23 protein-coding genes are annotated in these 19,244 nt (G+C 47.0%); 7 read left to right on the top strand and 16 right to left on the bottom strand.

Going from position 1 to position 19,244, the window contains the following annotated elements; genetic code table 11:
• Nucleotides 1-8: 8 nt before the first annotated feature.
• Entirely contained in the window at nt 9-719 is a 711-nt protein-coding gene (locus tag ACUALS_RS00735) for a 3-deoxy-D-manno-octulosonic acid kinase (protein WP_454448638.1), read from the bottom strand.
• 48 nt (nt 720-767) lie between these two features.
• On the bottom strand, nt 768-1,157 hold the full coding sequence (locus ACUALS_RS00730; RefSeq protein WP_454448637.1) for a diacylglycerol kinase: 390 nt from the start codon (nt 1,155-1,157) through the stop codon (nt 768-770).
• A gap of 93 nt (nt 1,158-1,250) precedes the next feature.
• Between ACUALS_RS00730 and ACUALS_RS00725 the strand changes: the two genes are divergently transcribed.
• Together ACUALS_RS00725 and ACUALS_RS00720 are read left to right on the top strand one after the other, a co-directional pair.
• Entirely contained in the window at nt 1,251-2,294 is a 1,044-nt protein-coding gene (locus ACUALS_RS00725; protein WP_454448636.1) for a glycosyltransferase family 9 protein, read from the top strand.
• 13 nt (nt 2,295-2,307) lie between these two features.
• Nucleotides 2,308-3,090, top strand: coding sequence for a glycosyltransferase family 2 protein (locus ACUALS_RS00720; protein WP_454448635.1), 783 nt, complete (start codon nt 2,308-2,310; stop codon nt 3,088-3,090).
• A 1-nt stretch (nt 3,091) separates the two neighbouring features.
• On the opposite strand, the gene ACUALS_RS00715 is transcribed toward ACUALS_RS00720, so the two are convergent.
• Nucleotides 3,092-4,117 (bottom strand): glycosyltransferase family 4 protein, encoded by a 1,026-nt coding sequence (locus tag ACUALS_RS00715; protein ID WP_454448634.1) that lies wholly within the window; start codon nt 4,115-4,117, stop codon nt 3,092-3,094.
• A gap of 46 nt (nt 4,118-4,163) precedes the next feature.
• Here ACUALS_RS00715 and coaD point away from each other — a divergent pair, with 46 nt between their 5' ends.
• A complete protein-coding gene (gene coaD / locus ACUALS_RS00710; protein WP_038192359.1) occupies nt 4,164-4,637 on the top strand; it encodes a pantetheine-phosphate adenylyltransferase in 474 nt (157 codons plus the stop codon).
• 39 nt (nt 4,638-4,676) lie between these two features.
• On the opposite strand, the gene ACUALS_RS00705 is transcribed toward coaD, so the two are convergent.
• The 11 genes from ACUALS_RS00705 to radC form a co-directional block, all read right to left on the bottom strand.
• Nucleotides 4,677-5,432, bottom strand: a complete 756-nt coding sequence (locus tag ACUALS_RS00705; RefSeq protein ID WP_454448633.1) for an acyltransferase — start codon at nt 5,430-5,432, stop codon at nt 4,677-4,679.
• On the bottom strand, nt 5,422-5,964 hold the full coding sequence (locus ACUALS_RS00700) for a YrbL family protein (RefSeq protein WP_454448632.1): 543 nt from the start codon (nt 5,962-5,964) through the stop codon (nt 5,422-5,424). The genes ACUALS_RS00705 and ACUALS_RS00700 overlap by 11 nt, the downstream gene beginning before the upstream one ends.
• A 9-nt stretch (nt 5,965-5,973) precedes the next feature.
• Nucleotides 5,974-7,953: an LTA synthase family protein gene (locus tag ACUALS_RS00695; protein ID WP_454448631.1), complete on the bottom strand. Its 1,980-nt coding sequence runs from the start codon at nt 7,951-7,953 to the stop codon at nt 5,974-5,976.
• A gap of 42 nt (nt 7,954-7,995) precedes the next feature.
• Nucleotides 7,996-8,385, bottom strand: coding sequence for a GtrA family protein (locus ACUALS_RS00690; protein WP_038192365.1), 390 nt, complete (start codon nt 8,383-8,385; stop codon nt 7,996-7,998).
• The gene (locus tag ACUALS_RS00685) at nt 8,372-9,799 is read right to left on the bottom strand and encodes an ArnT family glycosyltransferase (protein ID WP_419723722.1); all 1,428 of its coding nucleotides are present in this window, start codon (nt 9,797-9,799) and stop codon (nt 8,372-8,374) included. Before ACUALS_RS00685 ends, ACUALS_RS00690 begins: the two co-directional genes overlap by 14 nt.
• A gap of 8 nt (nt 9,800-9,807) precedes the next feature.
• Nucleotides 9,808-10,839 carry a glycosyltransferase family 2 protein gene (locus ACUALS_RS00680; RefSeq protein ID WP_038140872.1) on the bottom strand — a complete coding sequence of 344 codons (1,032 nt, stop codon included), beginning with the start codon at nt 10,837-10,839 and terminating at the stop codon, nt 9,808-9,810.
• A gap of 175 nt (nt 10,840-11,014) precedes the next feature.
• The gene (mutM, locus tag ACUALS_RS00675; protein WP_454448630.1) at nt 11,015-11,824 is read right to left on the bottom strand and encodes a bifunctional DNA-formamidopyrimidine glycosylase/DNA-(apurinic or apyrimidinic site) lyase; all 810 of its coding nucleotides are present in this window, start codon (nt 11,822-11,824) and stop codon (nt 11,015-11,017) included.
• Between the two features lie 23 nt (nt 11,825-11,847).
• A complete protein-coding gene (locus tag ACUALS_RS00670; RefSeq protein WP_038140869.1) occupies nt 11,848-12,330 on the bottom strand; it encodes a hypothetical protein in 483 nt (160 codons plus the stop codon).
• A 172-nt stretch (nt 12,331-12,502) separates the two neighbouring features.
• The gene (rpmG, locus tag ACUALS_RS00665; protein ID WP_004410866.1) at nt 12,503-12,673 is read right to left on the bottom strand and encodes a 50S ribosomal protein L33; all 171 of its coding nucleotides are present in this window, start codon (nt 12,671-12,673) and stop codon (nt 12,503-12,505) included.
• A 13-nt stretch (nt 12,674-12,686) separates the two neighbouring features.
• Nucleotides 12,687-12,923 (bottom strand): 50S ribosomal protein L28, encoded by a 237-nt coding sequence (gene rpmB / locus ACUALS_RS00660; protein WP_004743834.1) that lies wholly within the window; start codon nt 12,921-12,923, stop codon nt 12,687-12,689.
• Nucleotides 12,924-13,200: 277 nt separating this feature from the next.
• Nucleotides 13,201-13,869: a RadC family protein gene (radC, locus tag ACUALS_RS00655; RefSeq protein ID WP_454448629.1), complete on the bottom strand. Its 669-nt coding sequence runs from the start codon at nt 13,867-13,869 to the stop codon at nt 13,201-13,203.
• A 225-nt stretch (nt 13,870-14,094) separates the two neighbouring features.
• On the opposite strand from radC, the gene coaBC reads away from it, so the two are divergent.
• The 4 genes from coaBC (at nt 14,095) to lpxL (ending at nt 17,522) form a co-directional block, all read left to right on the top strand.
• Nucleotides 14,095-15,294, top strand: coding sequence for a bifunctional phosphopantothenoylcysteine decarboxylase/phosphopantothenate--cysteine ligase CoaBC (gene coaBC, locus ACUALS_RS00650; protein ID WP_454448628.1), 1,200 nt, complete (start codon nt 14,095-14,097; stop codon nt 15,292-15,294).
• A 99-nt stretch (nt 15,295-15,393) separates the two neighbouring features.
• The gene (slmA, locus tag ACUALS_RS00645) at nt 15,394-15,984 is read left to right on the top strand and encodes a nucleoid occlusion factor SlmA (RefSeq protein WP_454448627.1); all 591 of its coding nucleotides are present in this window, start codon (nt 15,394-15,396) and stop codon (nt 15,982-15,984) included.
• A gap of 10 nt (nt 15,985-15,994) precedes the next feature.
• Entirely contained in the window at nt 15,995-16,600 is a 606-nt protein-coding gene (locus tag ACUALS_RS00640; protein ID WP_454448626.1) for a YrbL family protein, read from the top strand.
• Nucleotides 16,584-17,522 carry an LpxL/LpxP family Kdo(2)-lipid IV(A) lauroyl/palmitoleoyl acyltransferase gene (gene lpxL / locus ACUALS_RS00635; protein ID WP_454448625.1) on the top strand — a complete coding sequence of 313 codons (939 nt, stop codon included), beginning with the start codon at nt 16,584-16,586 and terminating at the stop codon, nt 17,520-17,522. Before ACUALS_RS00640 ends, lpxL begins: the two co-directional genes overlap by 17 nt.
• Nucleotides 17,523-17,578: 56 nt before the next feature.
• Here the strand turns inward: lpxL and pyrE are convergent, their stop codons facing one another.
• Together pyrE and rph are read right to left on the bottom strand one after the other, a co-directional pair.
• Nucleotides 17,579-18,220, bottom strand: coding sequence for an orotate phosphoribosyltransferase (gene pyrE, locus ACUALS_RS00630; RefSeq protein WP_005472617.1), 642 nt, complete (start codon nt 18,218-18,220; stop codon nt 17,579-17,581).
• A 218-nt stretch (nt 18,221-18,438) separates the two neighbouring features.
• On the bottom strand, nt 18,439-19,155 hold the full coding sequence (gene rph / locus ACUALS_RS00625) for a ribonuclease PH (protein ID WP_004410877.1): 717 nt from the start codon (nt 19,153-19,155) through the stop codon (nt 18,439-18,441).
• Nucleotides 19,156-19,244 lie beyond the last annotated feature (89 nt).

Below are 19,244 nucleotides of genomic sequence, written 5' to 3'. Positions count from 1 at the left end.
AGAGCGGCTTAGCCTTCCTGCTTATAACCATCTAATAAATGATTAAAGTCTTCCTCTGTCCATTGAATGGCGCGTTTATTGAGCTCTTTACGAAAAGAGCGGAGCAACCTATCTAGATTGCCTTGATGCCAATTTGTTCCCGACTGCTGGTAACATTTATCAAAGTCGATAATCCAAGCCTTACCATGACAGTCGAGCAACAGATTGTGAATGTTTAGGTCAGTGTGATTCACTCCCGCCTTGTGCATTTTTCCAATCTCTCGGCCAACCACTTGATACTCCTGAGCGGACAATCGTCTTTCTTGTAACACATCGACGAGATCAGAAGCATCGGCAACTTTTTCACTCAACAAGTCTGCTTTGTAAGATAAACCAAACTTAGTCACACGAGCCGCGATCGGCTTAGGGACATTGACACCCGCCTCTGCTAGCTGCTTCAACAGCATAAATTCCGCATAACTTCGGGTACTCTGCCACCCTTTGAACAAGTAGCTGTCCGACACCAATTTGCCGAACAAGCCACCTCGTCGGTAGTGACGCAATGCCGCAGTTAAGGTTTTCGTCTGCACGAACCAAGTCGTGCCCCTACCTTGCGCGCTGCCAACCACTCGCCCTTCATTCTGCCAGTAAGCCACATCAAAAGCCTTTACCGGGTCTTCTAATAGATACTCATCGTCATACCAAATGACCTGATGAGATTGCTCATATTTCTTTAACACGGATGACCTCGTGATTGAATGCTTAGCTGGCCGAAGATTGTAACTAACCTAGGCCCAAAAGTGATGGTAAAGGATGTAACCCCATGTAAAGGCTGCTAGCGCGAGGGCGACAAGCACCGCTGCCGAGCCAATATCTTTCGCTCGACCGCTCAATTCATGACGCTCTGTGCCAACACGATCCACCACCGCTTCAATCGCCGAGTTGATTAGCTCAACCACCAACACTAAAACGACTGTTGCGAGCATCAAAACCGTCTCGACGACAGGCAATGATAACCACAGCAAAGCCAATATGGCGACCACCAGCAGACCCATTTCTTGTCGAACCGCCGCTTCATGGCGAAACGCGGCTTTTAGACCTTGGATCGAGTACCCAGTCGCATTGAGAATACGGGTAATTCCCGTTGCGCCTGGCTTGCCACTCTGTTCCGGATTCATAGCTAACCTTTTGGATAAGATAATTGCGGCTATTTTACATTTCTTGAGCTTATCTGCATAATTCTAGCCAACTTAAATCTTCGAGCCCTTACCATGCCTTTGTTTAACACGGCCCCTAAGTCAGTCTGCTTTCTGCGATTATCTGCCATTGGCGATACCTGCCACGCCGTTGCCGCTATTCAAGCCTTGCAAAAGCATTGGCCTGACACTCAAGTGACATGGGTGATAGGGAAAATCGAGGCACAGCTACTCGATGGTTTAGAAAATGTCGAACTGGTTGTATTTGATAAAAAAGCCGGCCTTAAAGGCATGCAAGATGTGTGGCAGCAACTGAGTGGCCGCCGATTTGATGTGTTAGTACATATGCAGTTAGCTCTGAGAGCTAGCCTGTTAACCCTCGGGATTAAAGCTAAGTACAAAGTTGGCTTTAACTTTAAACGCGCAAAAGAAGCACAATGGCTTTTCACCAACCAGAAGATTTCCGACACCTCGTCTGCCCATGTTCTGGATAGCTTCTTTGCTTTTATCGAGTACCTTGGCGTCCCGAAAACAAAGCCCCATTGGCAGTTACCCATCGCAGAGAGCGATATTAACTTTGCTAAGCAGACACTGGCAGGCAAGCCAACTGTGGCAATCAGCCCTGCTGCGAGTAAAGATGAGCGCAATTGGCTCACCTCTCGATACGCCGAGCTAGCCGATTGGATTATTGACCAAGGGTACCAAGTAGCACTCTGCGGTTCTCCCTCTGAGCGCGAAATCAAACTTGGCCAGGCGATATCTGGGCACATGAACCACACGCCTCTCAACCTCATCGGTCAAACAAGTTTAAAGCAACTGACTGCCGTTTTGGCACAAGCCCAAGTCGTTATCGCGCCTGATTCTGGACCAGCCCATATCGCGACGACGCAAGGCACGCCAGTGATTGGTCTTTACGGACACAGCAATCCAAAGCGAACTGGCCCCTATAATGACTTAGACTCCGTCGTTAGCGTGTACGAACATTACATTCAAGAACAACAAGGCAAACCCGCGGATCAACTTGCTTGGAGCACGCGTGTGAAAGGCGACCATGTGATGCAGTCAATTACGTTAGACATGGTACAATCGAAGCTCAAGCCACTTTTAAATCAACACTAATGAAGGCAAATCTATGATTACTGGCGTTGTTATTACTCTCAACGAGTCGAAAAATATTGTTGAGTGCATTCAGTCTCTACAGCAAGTCTGCTCGGAGGTGGTGGTAGTCGATTCGAACAGTGTTGATGACACCCGAGAACTCGCAGAGCAAGCTGGCGCAAAGGTCGTCATACAAAGCTATTTGGGCGATGGTTTTCAAAAGAATGTCGGCCTAGACCATACCGACAACCACTGGATTTTGAGCCTCGACGCTGATGAGCGATTAACCGATGAAATGGTTGCAGCGATCAAGAATCTAGATCTTTCCTCGACAAAGCATGATGCCTTTGCCTTCCGTCGTCGTAACTACATCGGAAGCCGTTGGATAAAACAGTGTGGTTGGTATCCGGATTTCTGCATTCGTCTTTACGACAAAACGCAGACTCGCTTTGCCGAAGTGAAGCAGCACGCCGCCGTACAAGCCAAAAACCCAGAACGAATCAGCGCCGACATTATTCACTTTTCATTCGAGAATCTTGGTCAACTGTTCGCGAAGCCTGGACGCGACTTCAGCGGCCGCGCGGCTAAAATCATGTATCAAAAGGGCAAACGCGTAAATGCTATGAGTCCGTTTCTGCATGGTCTGAACGCCTTCATTAAATCTTACATTATCAAGAAAGGCTTTATGGGTGGTGCGGACGGTCTCACTGTCTCAATTAGTGCCTCCCTGAGCAGCTACTTGAAGTATGCGCGCCTGCTCGAGTTCCAACGTGACCCTAAAGTCTTAGAGAAAGAAGACTTCAACAAAGTGTGGTAACTCACCACACTTTGTCATAACAAGCAATATAGCGCTCAGCCATAGTCTCGGGGCTATATTGCTGTTTTTTCTTTTGGATGTTTTGCTGAATCTGCTGATACAAATCTTTACTCGCAACCAAGTCCAATAAGTGATGTTTTGCTTGGTCAACACTATCTGTGTCGACTAAATACCCCGTCACTCCATGCTCGACGATCTCCGGCAGCCCTCCAGCTTTGGAAGTAATGACCGGCGTATCATGTTGATAAGCTTCCAACACAGCAGAGCCAAGTCCCTCACTTTTTGACGGCATGATCAATACATCCGTACGCTTTAGCACCGAACCGACATAAGGCGTAAAGCCAAAGAAGGTAATATTCGACAACGCTTTCGCTTGCTCTCTTAACGCCGCCTCTTCTTTTCCTTGACCCACAATCAAAAAGTAAATGCCCGGATGAGTCTCTGCAAGCTGCTTGGCCAATTCGATGGTAAAAGGGATGTTTTTAATGTCGAGCAAGCTTCCCAGTTGCGTAACGACAAACTGATCTTTTAGCGCTCTAAGTTTCACTTCGACGTCAGAACTACTAGGGAGATGAGAGTAGCTGTCGTGGATAACGGTAAGATTTGAATTGTATTGGTCGATGTTGTTCGCGACTTTCTGGCTGACCGCAATAAGGTGTGCTGCTTTTCGATATGTTTTTTGAGAGACCTTACCTTTCAACGCCTTATCTACTCTACGAGAAATGACATAGGGCTTGCTGACCAACCAACCTATAAGCCTTGCTAGATGCGCACCACGCCCATCATGAGCATGAATCACCACATTTTTAGACATCAAAGCGCAATACACAGCACGCCAAAAGCCAACGATACTAACGTCATTTGAGTCAGCAAAGCGCTCTCTTGCCTTGGTTATAAATGGTTTATCTTGTTTGCCCAAGATCAGCTGACGGTATCCAGACAAATTTGCTATCAGGTTGAGAGTTTGGACTTCCCCTCCGCCAAAACCGGACGCTAAGTTTATGTGTATAAGGGTTTTATCTGTCATATAATAACCAGCTGAATCTCTCTATTACGCCGAACTATACAATAAAATGAACACGAACGTTATCTATCCAGGGACCTTTGACCCTATTACTAACGGGCACGTCGACATCATTCAGCGCGCTTCGAAAATGTTTCACACGGTTACCGTTGCTGTTGCAGAAAGCCCACGCAAGAATACTCTTTTCACACTCAGTGAACGTATCGACATGGTGCAAGAAGTGTTCAAAGGCCATTCAAACATCGTCGTCAAAGGATTCTCTGGCTTGCTGGTTGATTTCGCCAAAGCGGAGAATGCCAACATTCTTATCCGTGGTTTACGTACCACAATCGACTTTGAGTATGAGCTTGGGCTATCCACAATGTACCAAAAGCTAATGCCAGAGATAGAGAGCCTCTTTTTGCCACCGAACGAAAAGTACGCCTTTTTGTCTTCGACCATTGTTCGTGAGGTTGCCCTTCACGGTGGAGATGTAGCGGATTTCGTGCATCCGTATGTCGCCAAGCAACTACAAAACAAGTAATAAATAGAACAAAGGCTGTCTGGTGACAGCCTTTGTTGTTTAGTCCATTGCGTAAAATGCTTTTGCTTTGGAGAGCTCTTTTTCTGAGTGATTTCGCGCCCAATAGATCCCCCCTTCTTTCACCACTTTCGCGGGAGTGCCAACGGCGATCGCATCGCTCGGGACACTCTTAGTGAGAGTACTAAAGGCGCCAATGATCGAGCCTTTGCCGATTGTCACACCTTTGATAATTTTTACATCTCTGCACAACCAAACATGCGGGCCCACATACACCCCGGAAATACGGTGATTCAACACATTACCTTGTTCGTCAAAAATTGGGTGACCATCGTACTCTTGAATCAAAATATTGGCGGATAACATCGCGTCATCCCCCAAAACCAGTTGGCCATAAGACTTAATGTTCGCACCTGCTCGAATGCCGACATGTTCCCCAACCGCAAATAGCGCATTGTCACGAAGTAAAGAAAACTTACTTTTCTTGATCACCGCATCATCGCCAATGTAAAGCGTACTATTGCTTCCCTTAATGAGAATATTCACATTGCCATTAAAGTTGTTGCCAATGACGACACGATTTCCTTTCGCTCGCTTGTCAAACTTGATCACGATACGGGAGCGATGCTTGGTTTTACCAATTGAAACCTGGTTCCCTTTCGCACCTTTAACGAACAACACTTGGTTGCGGAACAAACCGCTGACCATTTTAATCAGCAAAGCAAACTGACTCATACCATGCTGAAAAGAGTCAGGAAATTTAGCGATGTACTGCTGAATCTGGTTGTTATCGAACATCAATAAAGCTCCTTTTAAATTTCTCAAGCCGACGCTTGGTTTGAATATAGGTGATGACGCTTGTGACTCTATAGAGATTCTTCAAAAAGTCATTGGTGAAACCATAACCATCGATCATAACAATGCGCTCACCATCATCGTTTTTCTGTAGCACGAGATTTTGCAAACGCAGATCCGTCACCGAAAGATGATCAGCTAAAATAGACTCAGCAAAATCATCAAACAACCCAGCAAGCTTTGACTTGTCATTCAACTTTCCGAGTGCCATTGATAAGCTACCGTCACCATCTCGGATTAAAGGAAAAATTAGCCCCTTGCCTTCTGAGGTCTCCACCCACTCAATTGGCAACGCATAAGGTGCTAAATCAGGGTGCTTTAGGCTTCGGGCATAGTCAAACTCACGCTCGCTTTCATCACGAGAGCGCTTCACTCGATAGCGCACCTTAATACACAAGTTGGGGTCATTCGGATGTTGGTAGCAGATTCTCTCAGAACCTTTGCCAATCACTATCGCGTCCGTTAAATCTATCAAACTCGTCACCTAGTTCGCTCCAGCAACCTGCGAACGCAAGTAATAGTTTTGTAGCTTATGGTATTCTTGTGCCCAATCAGATTCTGGATTGTCAGTAGGCGTCGTTTGCGTCATGACCCCTTCATCCCAAGCATAAAGTTTTGTCGGGTTGCCATTTTCATAGGCACCCCACTGATTGATACTGCGCACTTTGTTGTAGCCGCGATTACTCACCCCATCGACAGATAGCATATTCTCACCACCCAAGCTAATGTAGCTCTGATCGGACAAGCTAAATTGGTACAAGGTAGGGAAAATGTCTCGATGCGAGCCAATCCTTTCTGGCTGATAGCGGTACTGACTCTGCGCCAAAATAGGATCGGGAACATACAGATAAAATGGCACGGCATAGCTCACCGCAAATTCATCTAAATTCTTGGTCGAGATTGAACGAACACGGTGATCGCCCGAAGCAGCAATCAAGGTTTTCTGTCCCAAATCAGAGTCTTTCACTTCCTGTATGAAGTTCCCCAACGCATCATTTGCATATTGGTAGGCTTCAAGCATCTCCGTCTCTTGCCCTGCGATACTGCCAATCACATCTTTGAGACGCTCACTTGCATGAGTTACCTTAGGCTGATAATCGCTTGGTGGGCGATATGGCGAGTGATTGGTCACCGTCATGATGTAAATCAGGGTCGGCTTTTTCGCCTCGTCCAATAGCTTACGAGCAAACTTGAACGTGAACTCATCCGCGACACCCCAAGTATCTGCATGTTCCTTAGCCTCTGGAAACGCCGCTTTAATACTGTTCTCATCATAAACGGTATCAAAGCCTTGCAGCGGCAAATAGTTCGCTAAGTTACGCCACATGCTGTTGCCACCGTAGATAAAAACGACCTCATAACCGGCTCGTTTATAAGGCAATACTGCCGAGCTAGGCAGAGACACTTTCTGCGCGCCAGAGTGGCTGATGGTCGGTACATCACTGTGGAACAACATCATAACAATACTGTCGATGGTCGCTGTCGTACCTGCCACAAAGCGCTCAAAGACAAAGTCTTCATCAAAGGCTTTGCGAAGGCTGCCCAGCAAATCGTTTCGCGTCGGGTCATCTTCAATCAGAACATTCGTTCCTAATCCTTCCATCAATGCCATCACTACATGAGGAGGATTGTCAGCCAAGTAGTCATTCTTGTTGGTTCGGTATTCTGGTGTCGGTTGGCCGAGCATTTTCATCATCTGCTCGGTCAGCGCTTGCTCAGACACTGGGTCAAACTTCGCCTGCTTTTTGTAGTCTCCGTTAGCCCAGCTCAGTGCCATAAACGGGTTAGGAGTAATGATATTCAGCGGTTTGTACTGAGATACATTAGCGTGATAACGCTTGAGAGGCAGACTGCCGATAGAGCCGCGAGCCACTATGACATACACCACTATCGTGAGTAACACCGAGACTGTCGTGAGCGCCCAATGACGCTTTGGCCAATGCCAAGAATATGAACGCTCAATCAGTTTATTGGTAAAAATAAAGCCTAATGCCGCAACCAACACAGAGACCAAGAAAGAGCGTAGAATGGGGTAATCTTGCCATGCATTGTCGAGCACCGCCTTGGTGTCGTCATCAAACAGACCAAAGACAAAAACATCGATATAGCTACCGTAGGTGACGTAGTAATAATAGTTACCGATCGAAAAGCCGCACAGCAGAAAGAAAATAACCCCTGCGTACCAAGGTGTCGCTTTGTTCCACCAAGCAAAGAAGCGTGTTTTTGCCAGAATCAAACCCGCCAGTAAAACGGGGGCAAAACCGATAAAGACGATTTTTGCGTCAAAGCGGGCGCCAACCCAAAACGCTCGCACAATATCCGCACTGAGACCACTTAACTTTTCAGGCTCAACAGCTAAAGAAAAGAACACTCCTCGGGACAGAGAGAGAAAGATAATCGCGGCAAAGTTGACCCAAAGTACAATTCGGATGAGAGCTCGGTAGTTATGCTGAAAAGAAACCATAATGTCCCAATGAGTGTTGGAGCCAGCAGTAAGCTGGCTCAATTAAGATTTGGCTTTAAATACCCACTTATCGCTGAGCAAATAATTGCTGACCATTCCCACCAAAATACCCAGCACTAAAGCAACGTACGCCCATATCCCTTCGCTGCCGAGAAACTCTAACGACAGCTTAAAGGTCACGAAGTTTGGAATCGCAGATATACACGCCGAGGTCATAAACTTCAGCCACTGTTTACGTTTGGAACCATGCTGCGAAGTTGCAGAGAAAGTGAGGTAACGGTTGCCGAGCCAAGTCGAGGTCGCGGCGCAGAAAAAAGCAATAACACGCGACGTCATTAACGGCCAGTCAAAAACGTGGAGGCAAAGGGTGAAAATGGAGGTATCGACTACAAAGCCGATACCTCCAACAAATGCAAACTTAAGAAGCTTCATGAGTCACTGTTGAGCAGCGGTACATCGCGCGTCTAGAGTTTTCTGGCTCAAGCAGCAGCTTACATTCCAGTTTGTCACTGTTTAAGAAACCTTCCATGTGTCGCTCACGACCAATGAGGTAGAACTCATCCGCTTTAATCTCAGCAGGAGTTGTCACCTTAATCGCCTGACCTAAGCTGTAGTACTGGCCAGAGAATGGACGGCTACGAGCGTAGTAAGTTTCTAGCTGTTCAGTTTGAGACTCAAAGAACACACGATCGCTCTTGTTATTTTCCATCCCTGTGTTTAACAGGATAAGTGCAATGAATAGCACGATAGGCAGAATCAGAGATACCACACTGAACCACTTCCAATCTTTTTCCATCACCATGATCGCAGCAAGAAGCCCCAATGCAGGGATACCAGGAAGCACGTACGCAGGAAGGATGTTACCTGACATTGTGAACATCAGCAGTGGCGAGATTAGCCAAAAAATCGCGAACGAAAACAGCCCTTTGTTCGATTGATTGGTCTCTTTAATGCGAGCACGACGGAACCACGCCAGAATCGGCAGCGCGATTGACCAAGGCGCCGCACTTTGCAGCCAGAATAACCAGATCATGCCGCGTGGCTCATCATGGGCGCTACCGTACAGGTCACCCTCCCAACCACTGACAACAAAGCGCTTAAAGTGCTCACCCACAATGAAATAATCAATGAAGCCTGGTGTTGCACGCTCAGCCATGATGTACCAAGGCATCGCAATCGCGAGCATCAATAACACGCCCTTAACGATAGGGAAACGCTGCCAAAGCTGAACAAATGCGCCGATTAGCCCATGTTGTAGAACCAACCAAGGGAATACTGCTAAGCCCATAATCACAATCACGACAGGGCCTTTAGCCAACAAGCCAACCGCAAGACCAGCAAAGGCAAAATATGCCCAACGATCTTTAATGCCACCTTTCTCTTTTTCTAACCAGCAGTAGTAAAAACCGACCATCGCCATCGTCATACCAAGCGTTAATGCCATGTCAGTCATGACCGCGCCAGCAGCAATTGAGAAAATACCACACGTCGCAAGTACAATAGACGCAACTAGCCAGTTAAAGCCTTCACGCTTAGCCATGTAACCGATTAAAGCGATAACAAAAACAGCGGCAAGCCAGTGTGGCGCGCGCAAAGAGAATTCACTTAAACCGAATAGCTCAACGCCAGTCGCACTCATCCAAGTGAACAGTGGCGGTTTGCCCCAGAAAGGGACACCATAATCAAACTGAGGCGTCAGCCAGTTACCTGTTTCCACCATAAGTCGCGCCATTTCGCCATAACGCGCTTCGGTTGTATCCATTAATGGATAAAGCCCCAAAGAAATCAGACGTAAAAGTAACGCGACAGCCAATAAGCCCCACAGGTGCTTGGCGGTGATCTTAATATTCACTGTTATTTTTCCTCAGGTTGATCTTTCTGCAGTGATGCTTGCGCTTTTTTCTCAATGTTCGATTGAACGATGTAAAGTGGTCGGCGTTTGGTTTCAATGAAAATTCGCCCAATGTACTCACCCATTAGACCAATACAGAGTAATTGAATACCGCCCAAACCAAGCTGAACAACCATCATTGATGGGTAACCAACAACGGGTTCGCCCAAGAAAATGGTTTTACAAATAATGATAAAGCCGTATAAGAAGGCCACGACCGCCATCAATGCGCCAAGCAGCGTCGCAAGGCGCAATGGGCGAATAGAGAAAGATGAAATCCCGTCAATCGCCAAACCAATCAGCTTAAGGTAATTCCACTTGGTTTCCCCCACCAGGCGAGGGTCTCGCTCAAATTGTAATGTAATGGTGTTAAAGCCAGGCCATGAAAACAGCCCTTTCATATAGCGATTACGCTCTGGCAGCTGGTTAATGTGTTCAACAACACGGCGGCTTAGCAAACGGAAATCACCGACATTCTCTGGGACATCCATCTGCGATACTGAATTCATGACGCGATAGAACCATGCCGCCGATTTTTGCTTAAACCAAGTCTCGCCATGACGCTCTTTACGCTGCATGTTCACAACGTCATAGCCTTCACGCCATTTCTCAAGCATTTCTGGCAACAATTCTGGTGGATCTTGCAAATCCGCGTCCAAGATAGTGACAACCTGACCACGGCTATACTCTAGACCCGCACTCATGGCGGCTTCTTTACCAAAGTTGCGACTCAGATTCAGGCTGATGATGTTGCTGTTCTCGCTTTCAAAACCAGCCACAATGCTCTGACTCTTGTCACTACTGCCATCATCAATGTAGATGACCTCACACAATCCATCGATGCTATCCAATACGGGCATTAGCCTTTCATGAAAAGCTGGTAATACTTCCTCTTCATTAAAATAAGGAACAAGGACAGAGAGTAAGACATCAGATTGACTCTCTGTTGATGGTCCACAATGTGGGCAAGTTACCGCAGATGAAAGCTCTGTCATGGAGGGTACCTTATGTACGAATTTCACTATAGATGAGTTGTGTCAGTGACTGCTCACAACTCACCACAAAAAGGGGCTATATTCTACACTATTCGCCCAAGCCTAGGATAGGCGAAAGTAAATGAACCTTGTCTGAATGGCGTGAAAAACGTTACGAAAAGCAACGTATTCAATGCTATTTTTTTTGGCACGTATTGCAAAAGAAGGTGTTTCGTTGACCAATTTTAAGTTCTTCGATTGGACCACCACAAACCGGGCAAGGTTCCCCTTTCTTACCGTATACTTGCAGTTCTTGGGCGAAGTAACCGGGCTTACCATCCGCTTGAGCAAAATCCTTAAGTGTGGTCCCGCCTTGCTTAATGGCAGTATCCAGAACCTGTTTTATCTCCACCACAAGCAAAACCCACTGCTTATTCGTTAACTTGCCAGCAGGCTTGGTGGGGTGGATTCTGGCACTAAATAGTGATTCATTGGCATAGATGTTACCCACGCCAACCACCACTTTATTGTCCATAATGAACTGTTTTACCGACACTTTCTTATTGACCGCCTTTGACGCAATGTAGTCTGCATTAAACTCATCGGTTAACGGCTCAGGCCCTGCATTTTCAAGAACAGTGTGATGACCATCTTCCGTCCAAAGCCATGCACCAAAACGTCTTGGATCGTTATAACGCAGTACCTTCCCATTGGTGAGCTTTAGATCCACATGATCATGTTTACCCGGCGTGATCTCTGCATCCAGCACTCGCAGTGAGCCAGACATGCCCAAGTGAACGATCGCTGATCCTACGTTCGTTTCAATAAGAAGGTATTTCGCTCGACGGGTAATGCTACGGATCTGCTGACCTTCTAGCTGTTTCAACTCTTGAGGGATGTCCCAACGAAGCTTAGGTGTGCGAAAAGTCAGCTTTGCTATTGTCTCTCCAACAAGATGTGGGGATATCCCCATTCGGCTCACTTCGACTTCTGGTAATTCAGGCATTGTAGTTCCTAGTGGGTTCTCTTTTACTCAGGCATAAGGTAACGAGTATCAACGGAAATGGCTATCCACTTATCTTGCCAGCTTTTGAGCAGCCAAAACTGTGGTGTCTGATAATACGTGATCCTTTGTGGTTCTTCCTGATCGACATACCACACTTCAATGGATTGAGGTTGACTCAACTGAGGCTTCAAACTGTCGAAGTTATCTTGGCTAATTTCTGTGCCAATCAACCCTTGCCAACGCAGCGCTAGTTCCTGCGGGGGGATAGCACTAACTACAGAGCTTCTCCATTCACCTTGGCTTTTCTCTAGTGACCAAGTGGAAAAGTGTAAGGCTTGCAAGTCTGCTGAAGGGTTAAGTAAATAAGGGTGTGAACTTACGACCACTGGCTCATCGATAAGGTAGGTTTTAATCAACGTAGGTAAGTTGAGCAAACCAATAAATGCAATGATGCCCAGAATAAGAATATTGTTCCAGCGTCTGCGCCGTGAAGGGGAAACTCGCATTTTATTTTTGCTCTCTGCTGTTAATTGACTCAAAAATAGCAGAAAAGAGGGGATCAGGCGAGGTGCCGGCTTTCCTTACCATCAGCAAACAGCAGATAATAAAAAACCCAACCACATTGCTATGGTTGGGTTTCTATTCACGCTTCCCGAGGGAAGTTCAAAAAAGCATCAATTACTTGATTTTCGCTTCTTTGTACATAACGTGCTGGCGAACTACTGGATCAAACTTTTTGATCTCAAATTTGCCTGGCATGTTACGCTTGTTCTTATCAGTCGTGTAGAAGTGACCAGTACCTGCAGAAGATACTAGACGGATTTTCTCACGTACGCCTTTCTTTGCCATTGTCTATTTCCTCTTAAACGTTTACGCCGTTTGCACGGATATCAACAAGAACAGCATCGATGCCTTTCTTGTCGATGATACGCATACCTTTAGCAGATAGACGTAGTTTAACAAAACGTTTTTCGCTCTCTACCCAGAAACGATGAGTTTGTAGGTTCGGCAGAAAACGACGCTTAGTAGCATTGCGTGCGTGTGAACGGTTGTTACCCGTTACTGGACGCTTACCAGTTACTTGGCATACTCGTGACATGAATGTCTTCTCCAAAATCGTTTCAGCTCGATATCAACCTTGGTGGCCGAACCTCTCTAGTTCTCTAAGAAGAATGTCGAGGTCTTATACCGCTATGGAAACCCATACAAGGCTATCAAAGGTCGCGCATTATACTAACTTGAGTAGCATTGCTCAAGACCCGAACAGATCCTTTTTACAGGTTTTCGTGATCTTTTTTAGGCAGAGCTGATTTATGTGCTAAAAAATGTCGGGCGATTGTAGCAGAATTCAGCGAACTCACAACTAAAAATGTGATTTAAATCCAACCACGTTCAGCGAAGGAAACAATCTCCCCATCACCAACGACAAAATGGTCCAGTATTCGAACGTCCACCAGCGCCAAAGCGTCACTGATTCGGCGGGTAATACGTCGGTCGCTCTGGCTAGGCTCCGCAACGCCTGACGGGTGATTATGGGCAAGAATCAGCGCTGCGGCATTGTGCTCCAATGCGCGTTTGACCACCTCTCTAGGATAAACTGATGCTGCGTCGATTGTCCCTTGAAATAGCGACTCTCCAACAATAACGCGATGCTGATTGTCTAAATAGAGTACATAAAACTCTTCTCTTTGCTTATCTCTAAGCAGCCCTGATAAGTAAAGTTTGGTTTGCTCTGGGCTGGTTAATGCATCGCCTCGCTGCAAAGTTTCAGACAGATAGCGCTGCGTTAACTCTAACACCGCCTGTAACTGAACGTACTTCGCCGTACCCAATCCCTTGTGTTGGCAAAACTCCTCTTTGCTTGCCCCAAACAACTTACGTAGCGAGCCAAAATCTTTGAGCAAAAAGTCCGATAGCTCAATAACATTCATTCCTTTAGTGCCTGTTCGCAAAAAAATGGCGAGTAACTCCGCATCGGTCAAAGCGTTGGGACCATGAGAGATCAACTTCTCTCGCGGCATAGATTCAGAAGGTAGGGATCGCATAACTGGCTCGGCAATAACAAAACAGAGCTACAGAGTTTCGTAAAACCATCCACAGATCCTGATCAATAATCGTCAATGCGAGGCAATATAAACTCCCCACCTTCGGTCACTACTCACTAAGTCGTAGTATTGGTGACCAGTACCACATTGTGCACCAATCACTCACTAGGCACATAAACATGAGGCGTGTTATCTTATCGCGCAGCAAAATTTACGGAGATCCTCATGCAAACATTAGCGGGAAAAAAGATCCTACTGGGCATCAGCGGCGGAATCGCGGCGTATAAATGTGCAGAGCTCACTCGTCGTCTTATCGAGCGCGGAGCCGAAGTACAAGTCGTTATGACCAAGGCAGCCAAAGAGTTTATTACTCCGCTGACCATGCAGGCGGTCTCTGGGCGTCCCGTCTCAGACAGCTTACTCGACCCTGCGGCTGAAGCATCGATGGGTCACATTGAGCTTGCCAAATGGGCTGACTTAGTCTTGCTGGCACCTGCAACGGCGGATCTCATCGCTCGTATGTCTGCTGGCATGGGCAACGACTTGCTGACAACCTTAGTACTTGCGACCGACGCACCTATCGCGGTATCGCCTGCGATGAATCAACAAATGTACTTAAATGCGGCAACTCAAGAAAACATCGCCACCTTACAGCGTCGTGGGATGGCGATTTGGGGTCCAGCCGCCGGTGAGCAAGCGTGTGGCGACGTTGGCCCTGGACGCATGCTAGAGCCAATGCAGTTGGTGGAGCATTGCGAACAGTTTTTCTCTGACAAACCTTTAGAGGGAAAGTCCGTGGTGATAACCGCAGGTCCAACCCGCGAAGCGATTGACCCTGTTCGTTACATCTCTAACCACAGCTCAGGCAAAATGGGCTTTGCTCTTGCAGAGGCCGCTCAGCATCTGGGGGCTCAGGTGACCCTTATCGCGGGGCCCGTCTCTCTACCGACACCTTCAGGCGTACAGCGTATCAATGTCGACAGCGCGCTAAGCATGCACTCAGCAGCCTTAGAACAAGCAACCCAACACGACGTGTTCATCGGTTGCGCGGCAGTGGCAGACTATCGACCAGAGGCGGTTGCTGATCAAAAAATCAAAAAAACCGACGACAGTGACACGATGACTGTCACTATGGTGAAAAACCCCGACATTATTGCGTCTGTCGCGGCCCTCGAGAAATCTCGTCCCTTTACCGTTGGCTTCGCCGCTGAAACTCAAGATGTCGCCCACTACGCGCGCACCAAACTTGAAAAGAAGAAGCTGGATATGATTTGTGCTAACGATGTCTCGGTTGAAGGCCAAGGCTTTAATAGCAACGACAACGCGATCACCGTATACTGGAAAGATGGTGAGCAATCACTTACCCTTGCCAGTAAACAGTTGATTGCACGTCAAATCATGGCGACCATCGCTGGCAAGCTATAAAGCAATAATACAAAGCAATAAACAATGGTTGTTGGACTTCAGGCTCGTTTAGGCGGGCCTTGAGTCGTTATTCAGAATGGGTAAAAAAGGAAAGTATTCATGGCAGGCACAAGAAAAACCAACCGCCGAGAAGAAATTTTACAGGCGCTCGCTGAGATGCTGGAATCCAATGAAGGCGCGTCGCGTATCACGACCGCAAAGCTTGCCAAGCAAGTTGGCGTGTCAGAAGCCGCTCTTTATCGCCACTTTCCTAGTAAAGCGCGCATGTTTGAAGGCCTGATTGAGTTTATCGAAGAGTCTTTAATGTCACGCATTAACCGCATTCTCGATGAAGAAAAAGACACACTAACGCGCATTCGCCTTGTTCTGCAGTTGATTCTGGCTTTTTCTGAGCGTAACCCAGGCCTGAGCCGAATTCTCTCTGGTCATGCGTTGATGTTTGAAAATGAACGTCTTCGTGAGCGCATCAACCAACTGTATGAACGTATCGAGACGTCATTGCGCCAAATTTTACGTGAACGTAAGCTGCGTGAAGGAAAATCCTTCCCTGTCGATGACAAAATCTTAGCCGCTCAGCTTTTAGGTCAAGTAGAAGGTAGCCTAAATCGCTTTGTTCGCTCAGACTTTAAATATCAACCTACAGCAAATTTCGAAGAATACTGGGCACTCCTAAGCGCGCAGATTCAATAAGAGGAACTTCATGTCTTCTGTTCTAGACTTATCTCAGACCAAAAGGATTGGCACTGGGAATGAAAGGATATGCTTTGAGCACCCGGATAATCCAAGTTTGTGCATCAAGGTTTATCACCCGATGGAAGAGATCATGAAGCATACGAAAGTTGTACGACAACAGAATGAAATGGAGTCGTACTACTTTGGTCAACTCGAAAAGCGTGGTGTCCCTTTTCATTTCATACCTAAATGTTATGGCTGGGTAGAAACAAACTTAGGCCCTGGTTTGGTCTTCGATCGTGTTGTTAACGATGACGGAACATCAGGAAGACCATTAAAAGAGATGCTCGCGGATGGCTCAGTTTCTCAAGAAGAAGCGATGCAAATACTCACCCGCATAGAGCACTACCTGCTTGATCACTCGATCAGCATTTGTGATGTCAGCCCAGGCCATATCCTAATGAAAAAGCAAGGGACAGAGCTCATACCTCAAGTCATCGATGGCGTAGGCAGCCGATATAATGATTGGAAACTGTACCTACTCACTCATGTCCACTTCTTTGCGCGCCGTAAGACGAAGGCGCTTTGGCAAAAACTCATTTCAATGATGCTAAACCATGAACACACTAAATAACGAACTGACCTTTACTCAAAAAGTACACCCAAAGAATTGGGGAATCTGGCTTGGATTTGGACTACTGGGTTTAGTTGTGACCGTCCTGCCTTATGCGGTGCTACTTAAACTTGGGCGAGGCATCGGTTCATTGACCGCAGTCGCACTCAAAAGCCGCGCTCACATTGTCCGTCGCAATTTAGAACTCGCCTTCCCTGATATGGGTCCCGCTGAGCGAGAAAAAATTGTTAAAGAGAATCTCAAAAATACTGGCTTAGCTCTAGTTGAAACAGGCATAGCTTGGTTTTGGCCAGAATGGCGCTTCAAGCGCTTAATTCAATTTAAGAATATTGAACAGATTGTTGAACTCGACAAACAAAAGAAGGGCGTGCTAGTTGTCTGCACCCATGCGCTCAACTTAGAAATTACCGCTCGTGCATTTGCCACCTTCGCTCCGGGTTATGGCGTATATCGCCCGCATGACAATCCGGTGTACGACTTCATCCAAACTTGGGGACGCACTCGTTTTGGCAACCAAATGGTCGATCGCAAAGACGTTAAAGGTATGCTCAAGATCCTGCGCCGCGGCGGCCGACTATGGTACCTACCAGATCATGACTATGGGCGCAAAAATGCTGTTTTCGTGCCATTTTTTGCTGTTGAGGACGCATGTACTACAGCGGGGACTGGCGTTCTGATTGATGCGAGTAAATGTGCGGTGGTTACCGCATCAAGCTTCCGAGAAGGCTCGACCTACACCTTGCAAGTGGATGACGAATTTAGCGCAGACTTCCCTCGTAAAGATGCAGAAGGCGCAGCAAGGGTGATGAACCGAGCGATCGAAAAGGTGATCCTGCGCGGACTCGATCAGTGGATGTGGGTGCATAAGCGCTACAAAACAATGGTCGACAGAGCCATGGGCAAAGGTTCACGCTATAAATAACATCAAAAAAGGCATCCAACAGGATGCCTTTTTAGTCTTACCAGTGGTTCAACAACTTAAATGCCGTACTCAGCGCGGTAGGCTTTGACTGCCTCTAGGTGCTCTGCGTCAGTGCCTTTCTCTTCTAGGAAGGTCACTAAGTCAGTCAGGCTAACAATCGAGATAATTGCACAGCCAAAGTCACGCTCAACTTCTTGGATTGCAGACAGCTCACCTTTGCCTTTCTCTTGGCGGTCAATCGCAACCAAAACACCCGCTAGGTCTGCACCATTTGCTTGGATGATTTCCATTGACTCACGGATTGCCGTACCCGCAGTAATCACGTCATCCACCAGCATGATACGACCTTCCAGTGCGCTACCCACTAGGTTGCCACCTTCACCGTGATCTTTCGCTTCTTTACGGTTAAAGCAGTATGGCGTATCTACATCGTGGTGATCAGCAAGAGCAACTGCTGTCGTCGTCGCAATTGGGATGCCTTTGTACGCAGGGCCAAATAGCACATCAAACTCAATGCCAGAATCCGCTAGCGCTGCTGCGTAGAAGCGACCTAGACGCGCTAAGTCACGACCAGTATTGAAAAGACCAGCGTTAAAGAAGTACGGACTCTTACGGCCAGACTTTAAAGTAAACTCGCCAAATTTTAGGACTTCTTTCTCTAGTGCAAACTCAATAAATTCACGCTGGTATGCTTTCATTACTTTCTCTCTAAATAAAAGGTCTAGTTTTCTAGACGGTTCATAACATAAAGAAACATTTTCTAAATAGATGGCTTGGCAGCTAGGCAACAAGCGCTTTCAGCCCTATGAGCATAGGGAACCTATGTGATTAGGGGGAAAGCGTGCAGTTAACAACGCTGCAATGCTATCTATGACGAAAATAAAAAAATAGCCCCCAATTGGGAGCTATCTAAAAATTAATTTTCTAACGCCGCCTTCTGCGCCGCGACGATCTCGGTAATACCTTTGGTCGCCGACTCCAGCAACTTCATCAGCTCAGCGTGGGTGAACGGTTCGCCCTCTGCCGTACCTTGAACTTCAATCATACGACCATCTTCAGTCATCACTACGTTCATGTCGGTATCAGCTGCTGAATCTTCTGTGTACTCAAGGTCACACAGAATGTCTTCACCTAGAATGCCCACAGAAACGGCAGCTACATGGCCTTTCATTGGGTTCGCTTTTAGCTTGCCTTTCTCTACTAAGTGTTGGAATGCATCAGCCATCGCAACGCTCGCACCAGAGATAGACGCAGTACGCGTACCACCATCCGCTTGGATTACATCACAGTCTACCGTCACCATGATTTCGCCCATCGCTTCTAGGTCAACTACCGCGCGTAAGCTACGAGCAATCAGACGTTGGATTTCCATCGTACGACCACCTTGCTTGCCGCTTGCCGCTTCACGACGCATACGCGAATGTGTAGAGCGTGGAAGCATGCCGTATTCAGCGGTTACCCAGCCTTTACCCTGACCTTTTAGCCAGCGCGGAACGTTCTCTTCAACGGTCGCATTACAAAGTACTTTTGTATTGCCGAATTCAACCAATACAGAACCTTCTGCATAAGCTGTGTAGTTACGAGTAATTTTGATTGGGCGAACTTGATCCGCCTTGCGATCGTTTGGACGCATTGGCATCTACCTTATATGAAGGGGGAGACGTTTTTGGTTGGAGCAGGATTATAGCGAAGTTTGCTCTTCAAAGCTATCCGTCTCAGATC

The sequence above is a fragment of the Vibrio sp. NH-7 genome (genome assembly GCF_053643215.1).
Note: the sequence above shows the minus strand (reverse complement) of the source record. Positions and strands in the feature narration are given on the sequence as shown.